This is a genomic window from Kribbella pittospori (genome assembly GCF_004331465.1).
Taxonomy (GTDB): Bacteria; Actinomycetota; Actinomycetes; order Propionibacteriales; family Kribbellaceae; genus Kribbella; species Kribbella pittospori.
The window spans coordinates 1-16,272 of the sequence record NZ_SJKB01000019.1 but is presented as its reverse complement, the minus strand read 5'-3'; the positions used below and the strand labels follow the sequence as shown (position 1 = coordinate 16,272).

General features: G+C 66.8%; 19 protein-coding genes. 9 read left to right on the top strand and 10 right to left on the bottom strand.

The genetic code is table 11. The features are described 5' to 3' along the window. Positions 1 to 252: 252 nt before the first annotated feature. Entirely contained in the window at positions 253 to 1,170 is a 918-nt protein-coding gene (locus E0H73_RS38645; protein WP_131365082.1) for an NADP-dependent oxidoreductase, read from the top strand. Positions 1,171 to 1,505: 335 nt separating this feature from the next. On the opposite strand, the gene E0H73_RS38640 is transcribed toward E0H73_RS38645, so the two are convergent. The 8 genes from E0H73_RS38640 to E0H73_RS38605 all read right to left on the bottom strand — a co-directional run bounded on the left by E0H73_RS38640 (position 1,506) and on the right by E0H73_RS38605 (position 7,917). Next, on the bottom strand, positions 1,506 to 2,276 hold the full coding sequence (locus E0H73_RS38640; RefSeq protein ID WP_131365080.1) for an SDR family NAD(P)-dependent oxidoreductase: 771 nt from the start codon (positions 2,274 to 2,276) through the stop codon (positions 1,506 to 1,508). Positions 2,277 to 2,322: 46 nt separating this feature from the next. Then, on the bottom strand, positions 2,323 to 2,703 hold the full coding sequence (locus tag E0H73_RS38635) for a nuclear transport factor 2 family protein (protein ID WP_202867774.1): 381 nt from the start codon (positions 2,701 to 2,703) through the stop codon (positions 2,323 to 2,325). A 49-nt stretch (positions 2,704 to 2,752) separates the two neighbouring features. Beyond that, a complete protein-coding gene (locus tag E0H73_RS38630) occupies positions 2,753 to 3,010 on the bottom strand; it encodes a DUF6510 family protein (RefSeq protein ID WP_131365079.1) in 258 nt (85 codons plus the stop codon). A 5-nt stretch (positions 3,011 to 3,015) separates the two neighbouring features. Further along, positions 3,016 to 3,711, bottom strand: coding sequence for a ferredoxin reductase (locus E0H73_RS38625; protein ID WP_238164556.1), 696 nt, complete (start codon positions 3,709 to 3,711; stop codon positions 3,016 to 3,018). A 26-nt stretch (positions 3,712 to 3,737) separates the two neighbouring features. Beyond that, positions 3,738 to 4,334, bottom strand: a complete 597-nt coding sequence (locus tag E0H73_RS38620; protein WP_131365075.1) for a sulfite oxidase-like oxidoreductase — start codon at positions 4,332 to 4,334, stop codon at positions 3,738 to 3,740. Next, entirely contained in the window at positions 4,334 to 4,831 is a 498-nt protein-coding gene (locus tag E0H73_RS38615) for a Dps family protein (RefSeq protein WP_165555984.1), read from the bottom strand. Before E0H73_RS38615 ends, E0H73_RS38620 begins: the two co-directional genes overlap by 1 nt. 579 nt (positions 4,832 to 5,410) lie before the next feature. After that, positions 5,411 to 6,238 (bottom strand): LLM class flavin-dependent oxidoreductase, encoded by an 828-nt coding sequence (locus E0H73_RS38610; protein ID WP_165555983.1) that lies wholly within the window; start codon positions 6,236 to 6,238, stop codon positions 5,411 to 5,413. Positions 6,239 to 6,519: 281 nt separating this feature from the next. Continuing rightward, a complete protein-coding gene (locus E0H73_RS38605; RefSeq protein WP_131365070.1) occupies positions 6,520 to 7,917 on the bottom strand; it encodes an FAD-dependent oxidoreductase in 1,398 nt (465 codons plus the stop codon). A 91-nt stretch (positions 7,918 to 8,008) separates the two neighbouring features. Between E0H73_RS38605 and E0H73_RS38600 the strand changes: the two genes are divergently transcribed. From E0H73_RS38600 to E0H73_RS38570, 7 genes are all read left to right on the top strand, one after another. Continuing rightward, complete coding sequence (locus E0H73_RS38600; protein WP_131365068.1) at positions 8,009 to 8,377, top strand: ArsR/SmtB family transcription factor; 369 nt, start codon at positions 8,009 to 8,011, stop codon at positions 8,375 to 8,377. A 71-nt stretch (positions 8,378 to 8,448) separates the two neighbouring features. Next, positions 8,449 to 9,153 carry an arsenate reductase/protein-tyrosine-phosphatase family protein gene (locus E0H73_RS38595; protein WP_131365067.1) on the top strand — a complete coding sequence of 235 codons (705 nt, stop codon included), beginning with the start codon at positions 8,449 to 8,451 and terminating at the stop codon, positions 9,151 to 9,153. Then, positions 9,150 to 9,815 carry an arsenate reductase ArsC gene (locus E0H73_RS38590; protein WP_131365065.1) on the top strand — a complete coding sequence of 222 codons (666 nt, stop codon included), beginning with the start codon at positions 9,150 to 9,152 and terminating at the stop codon, positions 9,813 to 9,815. The genes E0H73_RS38595 and E0H73_RS38590 overlap by 4 nt, the downstream gene beginning before the upstream one ends. Then, positions 9,812 to 10,549, top strand: a complete 738-nt coding sequence (locus E0H73_RS38585) for an aquaporin (protein ID WP_131365063.1) — start codon at positions 9,812 to 9,814, stop codon at positions 10,547 to 10,549. Before E0H73_RS38590 ends, E0H73_RS38585 begins: the two co-directional genes overlap by 4 nt. Further along, complete coding sequence (locus E0H73_RS38580; protein ID WP_420323448.1) at positions 10,546 to 10,947, top strand: arsenate reductase ArsC; 402 nt, start codon at positions 10,546 to 10,548, stop codon at positions 10,945 to 10,947. Before E0H73_RS38585 ends, E0H73_RS38580 begins: the two co-directional genes overlap by 4 nt. A gap of 427 nt (positions 10,948 to 11,374) precedes the next feature. Next, positions 11,375 to 11,668, top strand: coding sequence for a hypothetical protein (locus E0H73_RS38575; RefSeq protein ID WP_202867773.1), 294 nt, complete (start codon positions 11,375 to 11,377; stop codon positions 11,666 to 11,668). Next, positions 11,668 to 12,294 (top strand): NUDIX hydrolase, encoded by a 627-nt coding sequence (locus tag E0H73_RS38570; RefSeq protein WP_131365061.1) that lies wholly within the window; start codon positions 11,668 to 11,670, stop codon positions 12,292 to 12,294. Before E0H73_RS38575 ends, E0H73_RS38570 begins: the two co-directional genes overlap by 1 nt. Here the strand turns inward: E0H73_RS38570 and E0H73_RS38565 are convergent. Further along, positions 12,284 to 13,048, bottom strand: coding sequence for an IclR family transcriptional regulator (locus E0H73_RS38565; RefSeq protein ID WP_131365059.1), 765 nt, complete (start codon positions 13,046 to 13,048; stop codon positions 12,284 to 12,286). The two genes, E0H73_RS38570 and E0H73_RS38565, sit on opposite strands and share 11 nt — an antisense overlap. A gap of 206 nt (positions 13,049 to 13,254) precedes the next feature. Between E0H73_RS38565 and E0H73_RS38560 the strand changes: the two genes are divergently transcribed. After that, entirely contained in the window at positions 13,255 to 14,166 is a 912-nt protein-coding gene (locus E0H73_RS38560) for a hypothetical protein (protein ID WP_131365057.1), read from the top strand. Between the two features lie 465 nt (positions 14,167 to 14,631). On the opposite strand, the gene E0H73_RS38555 is transcribed toward E0H73_RS38560, so the two are convergent. Beyond that, a complete protein-coding gene (locus E0H73_RS38555; protein ID WP_131365055.1) occupies positions 14,632 to 15,117 on the bottom strand; it encodes a DUF2975 domain-containing protein in 486 nt (161 codons plus the stop codon). Positions 15,118 to 16,272 lie beyond the last annotated feature (1,155 nt).

The window sequence follows — 16,272 nt, the reverse complement described above, 5'->3', positions numbered from 1 at the left end:
CGGACAACGCACCGATGCCCGAGGACGACGTGGCTGCCGGCACCGGTGGACAGCGCCTCCATCGCCTCATCGCACCCGACATCACGCGGGTCAGCAGCCCGTTCTGATGACCGTTAGTGGTCGTGCGACTCGGGAGTCGCACGCCCCGCATCGAACTCGACCTGTGTGGTAAGACGTCGAGGGTGTGGTGCCGCCAACGCGTGTGAACCGCAAATGCGGTGCAAGCGAGAGCTGGATACGGGGAGGTGCCGGATGAGGGCAATTGTGGTGGCGGACGAGAATGCGGGGACGGGTGGTATGACGCTGGCCGAGCGTCCCCAGCCGTCGCCGGCGATCAACGATGTGGTCGTCGAGATCCACGCCTCGGGCTACGTTCCGACCGAGCTGACCTGGCCGTCGACGTGGATCGATCGCGCCGACCGCGACCGGACACCGTCGATCCCCGGGCACGAGCTGGCCGGCGTCGTCGCCGCGCTCGGCTACGGCACGACCGGACTGTCCGTCGGTCAGCGGGTGTTCGGCCTCGCGGACTGGCACCGCGACGGCACGCTCGCGGAGTACGTGGCGATCGAGGCACGCAACCTCGCGCCGCTCCCCGGCGACGTCGACTTCTCGGTCGGCGCGAGCCTGCCGATCTCCGGACTGACCGCGTGGCAGGGACTGTTCCAGCACGGCCGCCTCGAAGCCGGTCAGACCGTGCTCGCCCACGGCGCGGCCGGCGCGGTCGGGACGATGGTGACGCAGCTCGCGCGTGAGTTCGGCGCGTACGTGATCGGCACCGGACGCGCTGCCGACCGCGAGAAGGCGCTCGACTACGGCGCCCACGCCTTCGTCGACCTGGACAGTGAGTCACTGGAGGATGTCGGCGGGGTCGACCTGGTGTTCGACGTCATCGGCGGCGACGTCCAGAAGCGCTCCGCAGCACTCGTTCGCCCCGGCGGAACCCTGGTCACCGTCGTCGGACCACCCGAGTCACGCCCCGCGGACGGCCTGGCGATCGACTTCGTCGTCGAAGCCGACCGTGCCCAGCTCGTGGAGATCGTCCAACGCGTCCGCGACGGACGGCTACGCACGAACATCGGCACCGTGGCAGCCCTCGACGATGCCGTAGCCACCTTCAACTCCACCGAACGCACCAAGGGAAAGACCATCATCCGAGTTCGCTCATAAGGACCGCCCGACGGCCGGCGCGCCTGGCGGATCAGTTTCAGCCGCCAGGTCCGCAGCCGTGGGCTCGAGATCGTGCGGCGGGCGTGCAGGCGCCATACCGGACGTTCAGTGCGCGTTCCGGTGCCTGGATATGTGTGCACCGGGGTGTGCCGGGTCGAGAACGTCGGCATGTTCGGGGTGGGCGTTGAGGGCTGACGTGGCCTTCGACCTGGACCGACCGCCTCGGCCATGACCGAACACCATTTCGCGCCTGAGCCGCATCCGGAAAGTTCTCGAGTCAGAGTTCCGGACGGGACCCGCGCGTACAGCGCGGGTCCCGTCGGTTCGTGTCGGGATCAGTTGCGGCCGGCCATGACACCGCCGTCGACGTTGAGGATTGCACCCGTGGTCCAGTCCGAGGCCGGAGACAGGAGGAACATGATCGCGGCAGCCACGTCCTGTGGAGCACCGACGCGGCCGAGCGGGTGTAGACCGGCCATCTGCTGCAGCGTGGCTGCGCGCTGGTCCGCGGGAATCCAGTCGAAGTGGGGCGTGTCAGTGACGGCGGGGGCCACTGCGTTCACCCGGATGCCGTTGCCGGCGAGTTCGATGGCCAAGTTGTGCGTGAGTGCGTGGAGGCCCGCTTTGGCCATCGAGAAGGCCGATGACGGCGTCGCGGCGAGGGCCTGGTGTGCCCACATCGCGCCGACGTTCACGATCGCGCCGCCCCGGCCGCCGGCGACCATGCCTCGGACGACGGTCTGGGTGAGGAAGTACGTCGCCCGGTTGAGGTCGTGGTACGAGTCGTAGTCCGCGACGTCGTGGTCGAGAAACGTCTTGAGCCGGACCAGGCCCGCTGAGTTGACGAGGAGCGTGGCATCGGCGTGGTTCTCCGCCAGTTGTTTCTGGGCGTCGAGCACTTGGTCCCAGTCGGTCAGGTCGGCTGGGATCGCCCCTGCGGAGCCCGACCTGGACAGACCTGCGACGGCGTCGTCGAGTTTCTGCCCGGGGCGACCGACGATCACTGCGGAGCCGCCCGCTGCCATCACATTCTCCGCGGTCTTGAGACCGATACCGCTGCTACCGCCGACGACCACGATCTTGCGGCCTTCGAAGCTCTCACTCATGACTGTTGGCCCTTCCGTCGGATCGCGAATGTTAGATGCCGAGGAGTCAGGGAGCGATCTCGAGCCTGGTGATGAGGCCATCGGCGAGCTTGATGCGGTAGATGACATCGACGACACCGCCGGGAAAGTCGCCCTCGAGGCGGTTGGTGACCACGTAGTGGCCGTCATCGAACTTCTCGACGTGGGTCGCCATGGCCGTGTAGGTGTACTTGGTGGACTCCGCTTCACGCCAGTGGTGGATCTCGTCGTGACCGGTGTAGGTCTTCTCGTTGTCGATCACAACGGCGTCGGGCGCGAAGGCCGCGAGCAGGTCGTGCGCGTTCGCCTTGTGCTGCGGATCTGCTTCACGCAGGAACCTGTTGATGGCCTGCGGCAGGTGCATGGCCATCTCGTCTGCGGTCGGGTCGGGCGGGGTCTGGATCGTCATCTGGCACCTTCCACGTCGAGGGTGAACAGCAGGTTGTCGTTAATCAGGACTAGACGGGCGGGAGTATCAGCTCTGTCAGTCCCGGCGCATCGATGCAGTACATGCCACGCCGTTCACTGAGCATCAGCAGGATCGTGTCGCAGTCCCTGCACCGAGCGACCGTGCCAGGCCCGGACGCGTACACCGCCATCTCGGCCACCACACCGGTCTTCCCACAACCGGTGCACCTGTATCCCATGGTCGTCATGTCTCGCCCGAAGAGGTCATGCATGACGCCCGCCATCGCGTTGCCATCGAGAGGTTGCATCGTCGTCACACTCCTGTCCCGCCGAAGCGTTCGGTCCGGATCCGGCCCGGGTCATGCCCCAAAGCAACCATGCCTGCGGCCGCGGTCTCGACAAATGCCGTCGGTCCGCAGATGTAGGTGCGCGGCTCCTCCTTGCGCGACCATCCGGTGGTGGCCAGGAGTGCCAGGTCGATGCGTCCGCGATAGCCACGCCAATCGTCCGGGACCTCACGAGTCAGCGTGACCGAGACATCGACCAAGTCGTCGGCCGCCAGCTTGAAGAGTTCCTCACGGTAGATCAACAACTCCAGCGACCGCGCCGAACACAGCACGCGAACAGGCGCCCCGCTGCCGCTCGCGCGGTGATGCCGGAGCATCGACCGGAAGGGAGCCAGTCCGGATCCGCCCGCGACCAGGAACAACGGATCACCACCGAACTCGTTGTCCCAGACGAAGTATCCGCCGACCGGGCCCCGCAACTCGAGCTCGTCACCTGGTCGCAACTCGTCCACCAGATAGGGCGACACCTCACCGTCGTCGAGTCGCTCGACGGTGAGCGACACGTACGCGTCCTCAGGTGCCGACGCGATCGAATAGCTCCGCTCCGTCTGGTACCCGTCGGGTGCCGTCAGCCGTACGTCGACGTGCTGACCCGCGCGGTGCCCGGGCCGATCCTGCATGGCAAGCGCGATGGTGGTCACCCGCGGAGTCTCGACGGTCATCGAGACCACCGTCGCGGTCTGCCATGTCAGTCGCCCTGGTAGCGCTGCTCTTTCCACGGGTCTCCATAGTTGTGATAGCCGAACATCTCCCAGAACCCGGGCTGATCCGCTGCACGGAGCTCCAGGCCACGGATCCACTTCGCGCTCTTCCAGAAGTACAGGTGCGGTACGAGAAGTCGTGCCGGCCCACCGTGTTCCGGGTCGAGCGGCCGGCCGTCGTACTCGTCGACGACCCAGGCCTTTCCACCCCGCAGATCCGCCAGCGGGACGTTCGTCGTGTAGCCGCCGTCGCAGAACGCCACCGCATGCGACGCCTGCGTGGGGGCAGCATCGAGCAAGGTGTCGAGCGAGACACCCGACCAGGTCGTGTCCAGCTTCGTCCACTTCGTCACACAGTGGATGTCGACGGTGAACTTCTCGTGGGGCAGTTCCTGGAACTCCTGCCACAACCACGAGACCGGCCGGTTCACGAGTCCACGGACCGTGAAGTCCCACGTGTCCAGTCGCGTGTACGGGGTCGGCCCGGCCGACAGCACCGGGAAGTCCCGTGTCAGGTACTGCCCGGGAGGTACGCGTGCGGAGTCGGCAGGCCGCCGACCGAGGAATCCCCTGGTGACGGCCATCAGGCCTTCTGCCCCAGCTGCACACGCAGCAGCCACTGGTGCTTCTCCAACATCCCGACCACCTTGATCAGCACGTCCTGCGTCACCAGATCCGCCGCACCGATCGAGCCCAGCCGCTCACGGATCCGTTCCGCCACCGCCGCGACCCGCCGACCGAGCTCCCAGACCACCGCGTGATCAGCCAACGACTGCACCTCGACAGCTTCGACACGCGATCCGGCCGCCACTGCCGAACTCTGCCCATCGGGGACGAATCCCAACGTCACCGCTCGCTCAGCGACAACGTCCGCGAGCTCGCGCCACTCCCCCACCAACTCGTCGAGGAACAGGTGCACACTATGCGCAGCTGCCCCAACCACACTCCAGTGCAGCTGCTTGCCGATCAGCGACAGATCGATCAGATCCTGCAGCACGACCTGCAGCTCCGCACCGACCGCCGACCGCTCGTTCGGATTGTCCAACGGCGGCAACTGCACCGAGTTCGCAACAGATTCCATAGCCATACCTCCCCAGTGTCACGACCGCCACCGGACCTTTCCTCACGAGCCGGACATTCCTCCTCAGGCGGCGTACGTCGCTCAATCGAGCTGCTGGTCTGGCAGGTAGCCGGCTTCGACCAGAGCGGTCCGGAGGCTGCGGCGGGCCTCACCGACCGGCACCCAACCGTCCTGCAGATCCAGGCTTCCACTGAGTTCCAGGGGTGGAGGTAACGACCATCGACGCAGGAGCAACCGATGCCGGACACGGCAACCGGCCGTAACAGCGGCCGGGAGTCGACCCAGGAACAAGTCGAACAGCTACCTGACTGGCAGCCGGGAGCACCCCCGTGGGCGTGATGATCGTGAAACTTGGCCGCTGCGAGGACGCGATTCGCTCGAAGGACAAGGCGGAGGGGATCGCGCTGGCGCCGCCGAATCGGGTGCCGTCCGGCGACGTGAGCTGAGATCTGGGCGTCTGCTGGTGGCGCGGCCGGCGTCTGGCGTTACAGCAAGTGCGACGGGGCGAACCGCATCGTCGGCATCACATGGAAGTGCTGTACGACATCGCCACCGAGACTTGCGGGGCGTCAGTTTTGCTCAGGGCTGTGGTGGACCGTTGCGGATGTGGGTGAGGTAGGCGTCGGGTCCGCCGTCGGGGCCCATGTCGATCCACCAGGTTGCGCCGGCTTCCGAGAAGGCCTGGACATGGTCTCGGGTTCGTGCGGCGTCTGCGGCCTGCTCAGGGTTGAAGGCGATGTCGCCGGTCGTACCGTCGCCGCGTTGCTCCCTGAGGAAATTGGCGATCTGCGTGATGTCGTCCGGTGAGAGCAGTTGCCCGGTGTCTTGCCGTACTGTCATCAGATAGACGCCCTCCCAGCGTGCAGCCCGGCGCAATGGCCTGCGCCGAGGCCAGCCCGTGGCTAGCCAGACCGGTATCCGCGGCGCCTGCACTGGGCTCGGCCGCAACAGCGCCTCGTTCAGTTCGAAGTGGTTGCCGCTGTAGCTGAACGGTTCCCCCGACCACATCCCACGGATGATGTCGAGTCCTTCGTCGAGCAGCTCCGCACGAACCACCGGATCCCACGGATCGCCGAACGGCGTGAAGTCCTGCTCCGCGTTTCCGAGCCCAGCCGCGAAAATCAGCCGACCGCCGCTCAACCGATCGAGCGTCGCTGCCTGCCTGGCAACCTCCCACGGCCGCCGTCGCGGCAGCGGTGTGAGCAGGGATCCGATCGCCAAATGCTCGGTCGCGAGCGCAGCCGCGGTCAGCGCGACCCATGGATCCGCGACCGGGTCCACCGAGCTCAGGATGTCCTGGACGAAAAACCCGTCCCACCCGGCCCGCTCTGCCTCTCCCGCCAGCCGTCCCAACAACCGCGGATCCGCAAAAGCTCCATTAACCGGAACGTCCAACCCGAACCGCATCGAACTCCTCCTCCGACCCAACCTATTGGCCCTATCGTGCCGCGTTGCCGGGCCGCGTTGCGGGGCCGCGTTGCCGGGCCGCGCGTGCTGGTTCGGCCGTGCACGTGGCGACCTGCTCGAGATCGGCGACGGCGACCTGGGCAGCCAGCGCTGGGGCACCTGCCACCTGGGACGGCTACCTTCACTGAACTTCCTCAAGTCTCTACGGGCGGCGATGACTTCTCGCCGGATACCTTCGCGACCGGGCAGGTTGGTCCCGGTCGCGGAGGTGGTGGCTGTCATCAGTTGCAGCAGCCGGACTGCTTGGTGGGGGCGTCCTCGATCAGGGTGAGTAGGCCGCCGCTGATACCGGTGGCGAGTCCGCGGCTGGTGGGTGCGGTGATCTCGACGGCTTGTGGTGCCGGGCCGCAGCAGCCGCCGGCCGCCTCCGAGTCGCTGTCACCGTAGGCGAGGTTGGACGAGCACACGCCTGTCTCGGGCAGGTCGAGCTGGACGTCGCGCGCTGCCTCCCAGTCCCCGGCCAGGGCGGCGACGACGGAGCGGGCCTGCTCATAGCCGGTTGCGAGCAGGAACGTCGGCGCCCGGCCATAGGACTTCGCGCCGACGGCGTAGTAGCCGGGTTCGGGGTGGGCGAGTTCGTCGACGCCGTGCGGTGGCACGGTTCCGCAGGAGTGCTTGTTCGGGTCGATCAGCGGAGCGAGTGCGCGCGTCGATCCGAGGATCGGGTCCAGGTCGAGGCGCAGCTCGCCGACCATGTCGTGGTCGGGGCGGAATCCGGTCGAGTTCACCACCGTGTCGGCCACCACGCGCCGGTCCCCGGCGATCAGCTCGACCCGGCCGTCCGAGGTCAGCGCGAGTTCCTCGGTGCGGAAGCCGCTGACGAGCTCGACCCGGCCGGACTGCACCAGCTTCTTCAACCGCGTGCCGAGCGCGCCGCGGGCGGGCAGTTCGTCGGCCGCGCCGCCGCCGTAGGTGCGCGCCTGGTCGGTGCCCCGAACGACCCACAGCACCTCTGTGCCCGGGACCTGTTCGGCCAGCTCGCCCAGTTCGAGCAGCGTTGTCGACGCCGAGTGCCCGGCACCGACTACCGCAGTACGGCGGCCGGCGAACCGCTCACGGTCACGGCCGAGTACGTCGGGCAGCGCCGACGCGATGTGGCCGGACGCCGCGGCCTCACCCCGGGCAGGGATCCCCGAACCGCCCAGGATGTTCGGACGGCGCCACGTGCCGGCGGCGTCGACCACCGCCGAGGCCAGCAGCTCCGCGCCATCGGCCAACCGAACCAGGAACGGCGCGTCCTCGCGGCCTGCGGTGCGGATCCGGTCGAACCCGACCCGGGTCACCGCGACGACCTCGGCGCCGTACCGGACCCGCCCCGACAGCTCCGGGGTCTTGGTGAGCGGCTCGAGGTAGTCGTCGATCAGGTCACCACCGGTCGGCAGCACGCCCAGCTCGGGTTCGGTCCAGCCGCCGGCCTGTTCGAGCAGCCGACGCGCGGCCGAGTCGATGTCGTAGCGCCACGGGCTGAACAACTTCACGTGCCGCCACTCGCCGATCGCCGCCGCGACACTTTGGCCGGCCTCCAACACCGTGAAGTCGATCCCGCGCTCGGCCAGGTGCGCCGCCGCGGCCAGGCCGATCGGGCCTGCGCCGATGACCACCACCGGAGCTTCGATCATGATTCCCGTCCCCATCTCATTCCGCTGTCTAGAAGTTCATCGAAACAACAGTCAGCTTGCCTCGTGATTAGACAGGAGTCAAGATAGATCCATGTCGAAACAGGAGATCGTGCTGACACCCCTCGCCAGTAGCGGTTGCTGCGCGCCGATCTCTGACGCCGCGCTGGATCCGGTCGGGGCGGTCGAGGGTGCGGCGGTGTTCAAGGCGCTGGCCGATCCGATCCGGCTCCGGCTGTTCTCGATCATCACGTCTGCCGGTGACGAGATCTGCGTGTGCGACCTGACACCGCAGTTCGACGTGAGCGGCCCGACGATCTCGCATCACCTCAAGGTGCTGCGGGAGGCCGGCCTGGTCGACTGCGAGCGGCGCGGGACCTGGGTCTACTACTGGCCCGTGCCCGACCGGTTGCGCTGGATCTCGACCCTGCTCACGGTCCCCGAGGCCTCGGCCGCAAGCTGACCCGATGTGCCTCGGCTCGACCGAGGTGCTGTCGCTTGACCTCCTCAGGTAGCTCAGTGATCATTGAGTCAATGGACACTGAGCGATTCACCTTGGCAGAGCGAGCCCGGATCCACGCGGCGCTCGGCGATCCGGCGCGGCTCGCGATCGTTGACACCCTGGTCGCCGGTGACGCCGCTCCGGGTGAACTCGGTACGGCGCTGGACCTGCCGACCAACCTGGTCGCCCATCACCTGAAGGTGCTGGAAGAGGCCGGCCTGGTCATGCGCACCCGATCCGAGGGCGACCGTCGACGTACTTATGTCCGGCTCGAACCCGACGCGCTGACCGCGATCGCGACCCCGGCGTTGCTGGCGGCGAAGCGGGTGGTGTTCGTCTGCACGCAGAACTCGGCTCGGTCGCAGCTCGCCGCGGCGATCTGGTCGCGCCGCAGTCACGTGCCTGCTGTCTCGGCAGGAACCCAACCAGCCGAGCGGGTCCATCCCCGTGCGTTGAAGGTTGCCCGCCGCCACGATCTGGACACCTCCGGTTGGCGCACGGTGCACCTCAGTGACGTCGTACGGCGTGACGACTTGCTGATCGCCGTGTGCGACAACGCCCACGAACACCTGCCGCCCGAGCAGCGAGCCCGGTTGCACTGGTCGATCCCCGACCCCGCACCCGTCGATACCGACGCGGCCTTCGAGGCCGCCTACTCCGAACTCGCCGACCGGATCGATCGGCTGGCACCCGCCCTGTCACCCCAAGCGGCAGACACCACCGGGAGCACCCGATGACCGAACTGACCTGGCACCGGCGCGAAGACCTGTCCATCGACCAGCAGCTCGCACTGAACACCGCCGCCGCACGGCTCACGGACGAGTTCTCCGACATCTACGGCACCGAGACGATTGAGCGGTTCCTGCACTCCAGCTACGACCGGTTCGCGACCGGCAGCACGATCCCGAACTTCCTGCCCCTGCTGGCCGAACGCTTCGCCCGGCAACGCCTCCACGCACTCGCCCGCGTCGAGGGCCACCACGACGACGGCAAACCCGTCGCGCTGTTCCTGTGCGTGCACAACGCCGGCCGCTCCCAGATGGCACTCGGATTCTTCCAGCAACTGGCCGGCGACAACGCCGTCGCCTGGTCCGGCGGCTCCGAACCCGGAATCGAGATCAACCCCGCTGCGATCGCCGCCATGGCCGAACGCGGCATCGACATCTCGACCGAGTTCCCCAAACCGTGGACCGACGAGATCGTCCGCGCCGCCGACGTCCTCGTCACCATGGGCTGCGGCGACGCCTGCCCGATCTTCCCCGGCACCCGCTACGAGAACTGGGACCTGGACGACCCCAACGGCCTCGACGTCACCGGCGTACGCCCGATCCGCGACGAGATCGAACGCCGCGTCCGGGTGCTCTTGGACGAACTCGCCGTACCGGTGAGCCGCGCATGAGCCTCTGGCGCAAAGCGCTCGCCGAAGGACTCGGCACCGGACTCCTGGTCACCGTCGTTGTCGGCTCCGGAATCGCCGCCGCATCCCTCTCACCGGGCGACGTCGGGCTGCAACTGCTGGAGAACTCCTTCGCGACCGCGCTCGGGCTCGCCGTGCTGATCCTCATGCTCGGCCCGGTCTCCGGCGCCCACTTCAACCCCGTCGTGTCCGTGGTCGACTGGTGGCTCGGCCAACGCTCCGGCACCGGCCTGCCCGGCCGCGACCTCGCCGCCTACCTGCCCGCCCAGATCGCCGGTGGCATCGCGGGCGCGATCCTCGCGAACCTGATGTACGGCGAAGCCGCGATCTCCTGGTCAACCCACCACCGATCAGCCGGCCACCTCTACATCGGGGAGACCGTCGCGACCGCGGGCCTGATCCTGCTGATCTTCGCGCTCGCCTGGTCCGGCCGCGCCCACCTCGCACCGCTCGCAGTCGGCGCCTACATCGGCTCGGCGTACTGGTTCACCTCGTCAACCTCATTCGCCAACCCAGCCGTCACCATCGCACGCGCCTTCAGCGACACCTTCGCCGGAATCGCACCCAGCTCGGTGCCCCTCTTCATCGTCTTCCAGGCCTTCGGCGCCATCCTAGGCGCCGCCCTGGTCGTCGTCCTCTACCCCAACGCCGGGCAGGCCGCCGACGACGTCGTCACCCCACACACCGACACCACCAAAGCAGGGGCATCCACGTGAGCAAACCCGCCGTACTCTTCGTCTGCATCCACAACGCCGGCCGCTCCCAAATGGCCGCAGGCTGGCTGCGCCACCTCGCCGGAGACACCGTCGAAATCCGCTCCGCAGGCTCCGAACCAGCCGACCAGATCAACCCCGTCGCCATCGAAGCCATGCGCGAAGTCGGCATCGACATCACCGGCAGCACACCCCAACTCCTCGACACCCAAGCGGTCCGCGACAGCGACGTCGTCATCACCATGGGCTGCGGCGACGCCTGCCCCATCTTCCCCGGCAAACGCTACGAAGACTGGGAACTCACCGACCCCGCGGGCCAACCCATCGACGTCGTCCGCGAAGTCCGCGACGACATCCGCGACCGCGTCGAGAAACTCGTCGCCGAACTGCAAGCCGCGTAGCGCATTCCCGAGCCTGCTGGTGGGAACCATCAACCTCACCACTCTCGCCCGGGCGTCCCATTAGGGTCGCCGGTAAGAAGCGTGTCACCAGCGGCAAACCAGGGGAACTAGGCGCTGGCGGTGCTCGTGCGCTGGCGTCCTAGGCAGACACCCCTGCCAATGACGTGGCCAGCAGACTGCCCTTGAATCCACAGTGACGGTCACCTCGCCATACCGACCTCAACACCAGTACGGCCGGGTGGCATGCCACGGACGAAGACAGCCGTCTTGTGACGAGATCGGCCGTGCCGATACTCGATGGCCAGGAACACCAGCCGCGCTCTCAATCCGAAATCGACTTCGAAGTAGGCCGCCCAAAGCGACAGCGAGGAGCATCGCCGAGCGCTGGATCTTCGAGCAGGCCGGCCAACTCCGAGGCGGCCGCCTGGTGGACGAAGGCGTCGGCAATGCGGTGGCGGCCAAGATCCACAACGCGCTCGTCCTCTACCGCAGCCTGCTCGACCTCCCGGGCATCGAGTTCCGGTTCCATCGGACCGTCCTGTACAACTCGATCTACCGCGCGGATGACCGCCTGTTCGTGAACACTCACGTGTACGGCGCACCCGCCGCGCAGGCACCGGTCTGGCACCTCCGAAAGATGCCCGGCGGCGAACTCGCCAGCCACTACCTCGACAGCTTCGAGCGAGTCTGGAACGAAGCGACCCCGATGACGGAGGCTTGATGCCGAAGCGAATCGACTACTACGACGACCCCAACGCCCCCGCCGCCAACAGCATGGTCCCTTCCGTCAACGTCGTCATCGAGAATGACGCCGGCGAGATCCTCTTGATCCAGCGTTCCGATAACGGCAACTGGGCCTTGCCCGGCGGCGCGATCGACCTCGGCGAGTCCATGTCGCAGGCCGGCGTACGCGAAACCAAAGAAGAGACCGGCATCGACTGCGAGATCGTCGACGTCATCGGCATCTACACCGACCCCAAACACATCATCCTCTACACCAGCAACGGCGAGGCCCGCCAGGAGTTCTCCATCCTCCTCCGCGGCCGAGCCACCGGCGGCCAACCCACCACCAGCAGCGAAAGCACCAAGGTGCACTGGGTCCCCCAGGCCGACCTCAGCACGCTCCAGATGGACGCGTCGATGCAGCGCCGCATCGCGCACTACCTCGAACCGGCCGCGACCCTGTACTTCGACTGGCCGCCCGCGGCACCAAGCCGCCGTTGCACGTTCGACGCCGCCCTCCTGAGCTCTGTTTCGCCATGGTGCACCCCCACACGTGTCTGCGCCGACGGAGTCAGTCTGGCCGGGTGCACATCGACGGAAGAATGCTTGCGTATCACTGAGTGACCCGATCCGCAGGTTGCGGACGAGTCAGTTCGTGTCCGAGTTGCTGGGCGATTCGTTGCAGTTGAGGCATCCCACGGGCCGGTGAGATGCCGCGGGTCTCCGCTGTGAGGCCGAAGATGTAGGTTCCGGTTGGGGATGGGACCAGCGTCGCGCAGCACCACCAGCCAAGGCCGACTTCCTCGTATTCGTGGGCCACACCGGTTTCGGCGACGCGCTGCAGGCGGTCGAAGAACGCCCGCGGGTTGGTGACGGTGTAGCGAGTGAATCGGGTCAGTCCCCGGCGCAGGATCGGCCCGAGGCTGTCAGGCCGCGCCGCAAGGATGAGCTGCCCGCCGGCGGTCGCCGTCGTCATGGGAATCGGCATCCGGCCGAGATCGCCGGCGGCGACGGCTGAGGCGTGTTCGCGAGCGAAGGCCGTGTCGATGAAGACCAAAGAGTCCGAGTTGACCGTACCTACCCAGGCGATCTGGCGCGTCCGTTGATGCAGTTCGTGGACATAGGGTGCCGCGACCTCCGCCGTACCGAGCTGTGACGCCGCCGCAAGGCCAAGCTCGATCAGGTGCAGGCCGAGGCGGTAGCCGTTCGGCGTACGAGCGAGGATCCCGAGATCGACAAGCTGGTTGGCAATCCGCCGGACGGTCGGCTTGGGGATGCCCGTCTCGGCCGCGAGTTTCGCGAGTGGTGTGTGGTCCTGCCCACCGGCGACAGCGTCGAGAATCGCGGCGACGCGGCCCGCGACAGTGCGATCGTCCATGTGCTTCCCCCAGTCACTGCAGGACCGTGCGACGACAGGATGACATGTCCCCGCGGATCGTTCCAGCCGAAACGTAACCGCTGTGTCACTCAGTGACTCGCAGGGCTGGCAACCCCTGAGTGCAGCTGTGAATCTCAACGTAGGGCTGTGAGCTGGGGGGAACTATGGCGATGCGAACGTCGACCGATCGGCCGTCTGGTCAGCAGATGAGGGATTCACGAGCCCTCGGCGCGATCCAACTGATGCTCGCAGTACTGGCGTCTGTTGTCGGCACCGTGCTCACCGGCTTCTTCGACGCCGGGCGTCCGGGCACACTGGTCGGCGCAGGAATCGCACCGTTGATCACGGCCGTGTTCACCACCAGAGGCAGAGGCGCGAGCCGGGGCTTGAGCATCGTCCTTCTGACAGCGCTCGCCCTTCTGCTCACCGTCAGCGGCTTCACCATCTCCGACGTACTCCGGGACGGCGAGTCACCCGTCGCCGACCGGGACGGCACCTTCTGGAAGGCTCCCGGATCGAGCTCGGGCTCGAGGTCCGGGAACACCTCCTCGCTCTCGGCACCAGACCAGGTGGAGTGCAAAGCGACAGAGGTGCACAGCACGTCGGATTGCCGCTTCGGACTGGAACCCGCAGGCACCACAACCGTCAGCGTCAGCGGAGCCACCCTCGACGGCCGTGATCAGGACGACTTCCGGATCACCAAACAATGCAAGGGCACACTCAAACCTGGCACAGCCTGCTCGATCCGGCTGAAGTTCACCCCATCGGCCGAAGGCGACCGGAGCGCCGAGGTGATCGTCAAGCTCCCGAACGGTTCCCGAGTCGTCGGGCTCGTCGGCCAAGGCATCGCCGGCAGCTCGAACGGGTGCCGAGACGGTTTCGAACCGCGTCGCGCGACGGCCGACGACAACGTCTGCGTCACGTCGGTTGAGCACGAGCAAGCGCTGCAGCAGAACCAGGCACACCAGGATGAGCACCGAGACCGGGGCGACGGCTCCTGCGTCGAGGGATTCGTCTGGCGCGAGGCCACCTCGGTCGACCACATCTGCGTCACGCCAACGGAGCGAGACGAAGCCGCGCAACAGAACGCCAAGAGCTCCGAACGCTCTGCGAGCTAGCCCAAGACACCGGCAACCTGCGGCGGCCTCCCGCGGGTGACAACGCCCTTACCGCCTAAGTGGAGAAGGAGCGCCGGCGGTGAAGGACATCCTCGACGCCGGTGGAGATACAAGATTCGGCGCCCGCCGACCGGGGACCGGTCATCCGGCTCCAGGGCGGTCCCAACGACATGGCAGTACCTGCGGCACAGGTCACACAACCTGACATGACCACCGGCAAGACGATCTATGTGAAGACAGGCCGGGCGATCTGGCAGTGTTGAGTCTGCGCACGACGTCCACCATCACGACCGCTATCTGAACGCCCAGGTCAGGTCGGTTAGCAGCTCCTCCGATGCGTCGACGGCGTGGGGCCAGTCGTGACCAACTGGAGTCAAACAGCGTTGGCAGAAAGGTCAGATGGGGTGCAAGTGCGGCTCCCGGGTGGAAGCCCTACTTCAGCCTGCGCGATGTCGGGCGTCGGCATCAGATCACCTCGTTCAACTCGGCCCGCAGCTGCGCCGCTTCGACGTCGCGCGCGACGGCCTGGGCGAGCAGTAGCCGCAGCACGAGCACGATGAGCGCGACCCCCAGAATGGCCACGCCAACCCCGCCCATGATGACGGTCACGCCGGGGTCGGCACGCTGGCCCGGCGCATTGAGGATCGTGACCGCGAACCACACGAGGGCAGCCGCCACGATCGCGCCGATCATGACGTCCACGTACCGGAAGGCGGCATTGGAGAACACAGTTCCGCGCCGCACCATCGTCACCAGCCGCCATACACAGACCAGGGCGACCTGGACCGACACCATGCCCAGGATCGTGATCACGCGCAGCGGGGTCAGCGGGACCGACCCCTCCTCAGGGTCGGTGGCCAACGCCCACACCATCGATGCCTGTACGAACACGGTGCCGGCGAGCACCACCACGAGCACGCCGCGCAGCGCACGCACCGTCAGCTTTCCCATGGCCCGTCCTCCCATCGGCTTGCGATGGGAATATATCGACCTTCGATAGGTGTAGCAAGGCTGGGATCAGCGCGGATGGCGGTTTCGCACAAGGTTGATGAGCGCCTCGCGTTCCCGTCGGCGATGACGACCTTGACTATGATCGGATTCGCCATCGCCTTGGTCAGTGGCACCGTCACGTGGGTCACGCGGACCTAGGAGGCTCGTCCGGTCAACACATCAGCCTCGACTGTGCCTCGCCACAGCGTGGCCCGTCGACGACGTGGGCCTGCGATCCATCCCCGCCGTGGGATCATTCGTGGTGCGAAATGGAGTCGGAAAGGGTCGGTTCGTGGGGCCAGAGTCCCTTCGAACAGGGACTTCTGAGGCCTAGAGAGGCTGTTTACTAGGGCATCAGTGCCCCTTTAATTTCGGTCGTGTGTCAGCACATCAGCAGGCCGAAGTGGCGGCCGACATGACCATGCTCGCCGGCCTGGCCTCACGGCCATGAGCGACTCATTACGAGTCCATTGTGCTGGGACAACAGCCCGACGATCCCGTAGCCGGACCACGGATGGTGTTCAGTGGCGCGGGCCCTTGACGGCTGTTCATCGTCCTCCTCGGGGCAACTCAGGGGGCACCCCGGGGGACCGATCCCTGAGATTGAAAGTTGCCGACCGCCCGTCCATCCGGCTCCATGCCACCTACCTGCGAGCCCGCGCTGAGCGTGGAACCCGGCTCCCTCGTCCATGCCCGTGCGCCGCGATCCACACCGCCTGTTAGCAAATCCGTTAGCAAGCAGCCGGTTGACCTGCTCATTACGGGTGCGTCCGATCCCCCGTCGACCGGCTGCACCGCGCCCATCTGACCAGCGCCACTCGACTTCTACTTGACGATGATGTCGCCGAGCTTTTGGGTCATCGAGGCAGCGCACCCTTGATCTACCTGAGCCAAGTTCGGCAGTCTGGCGATGCAAGCCCGTGTCCTGTGCCGGGTGATGCGCGACATTCGTGCGCCGGTTGATGTGCAACGTGGGCATGTTTCGGCAGCCTGAGTACGACGTCTCCGTGGGGCGTTGGACTCGAGGAGGCCGGGATTGGTGCTGGTTGTGTTGTCCGTTGTGGAGCAACGCCTCGATGCAGTTCGTGCGGTTCTTGATGGAGGGGTTGTCGAAGA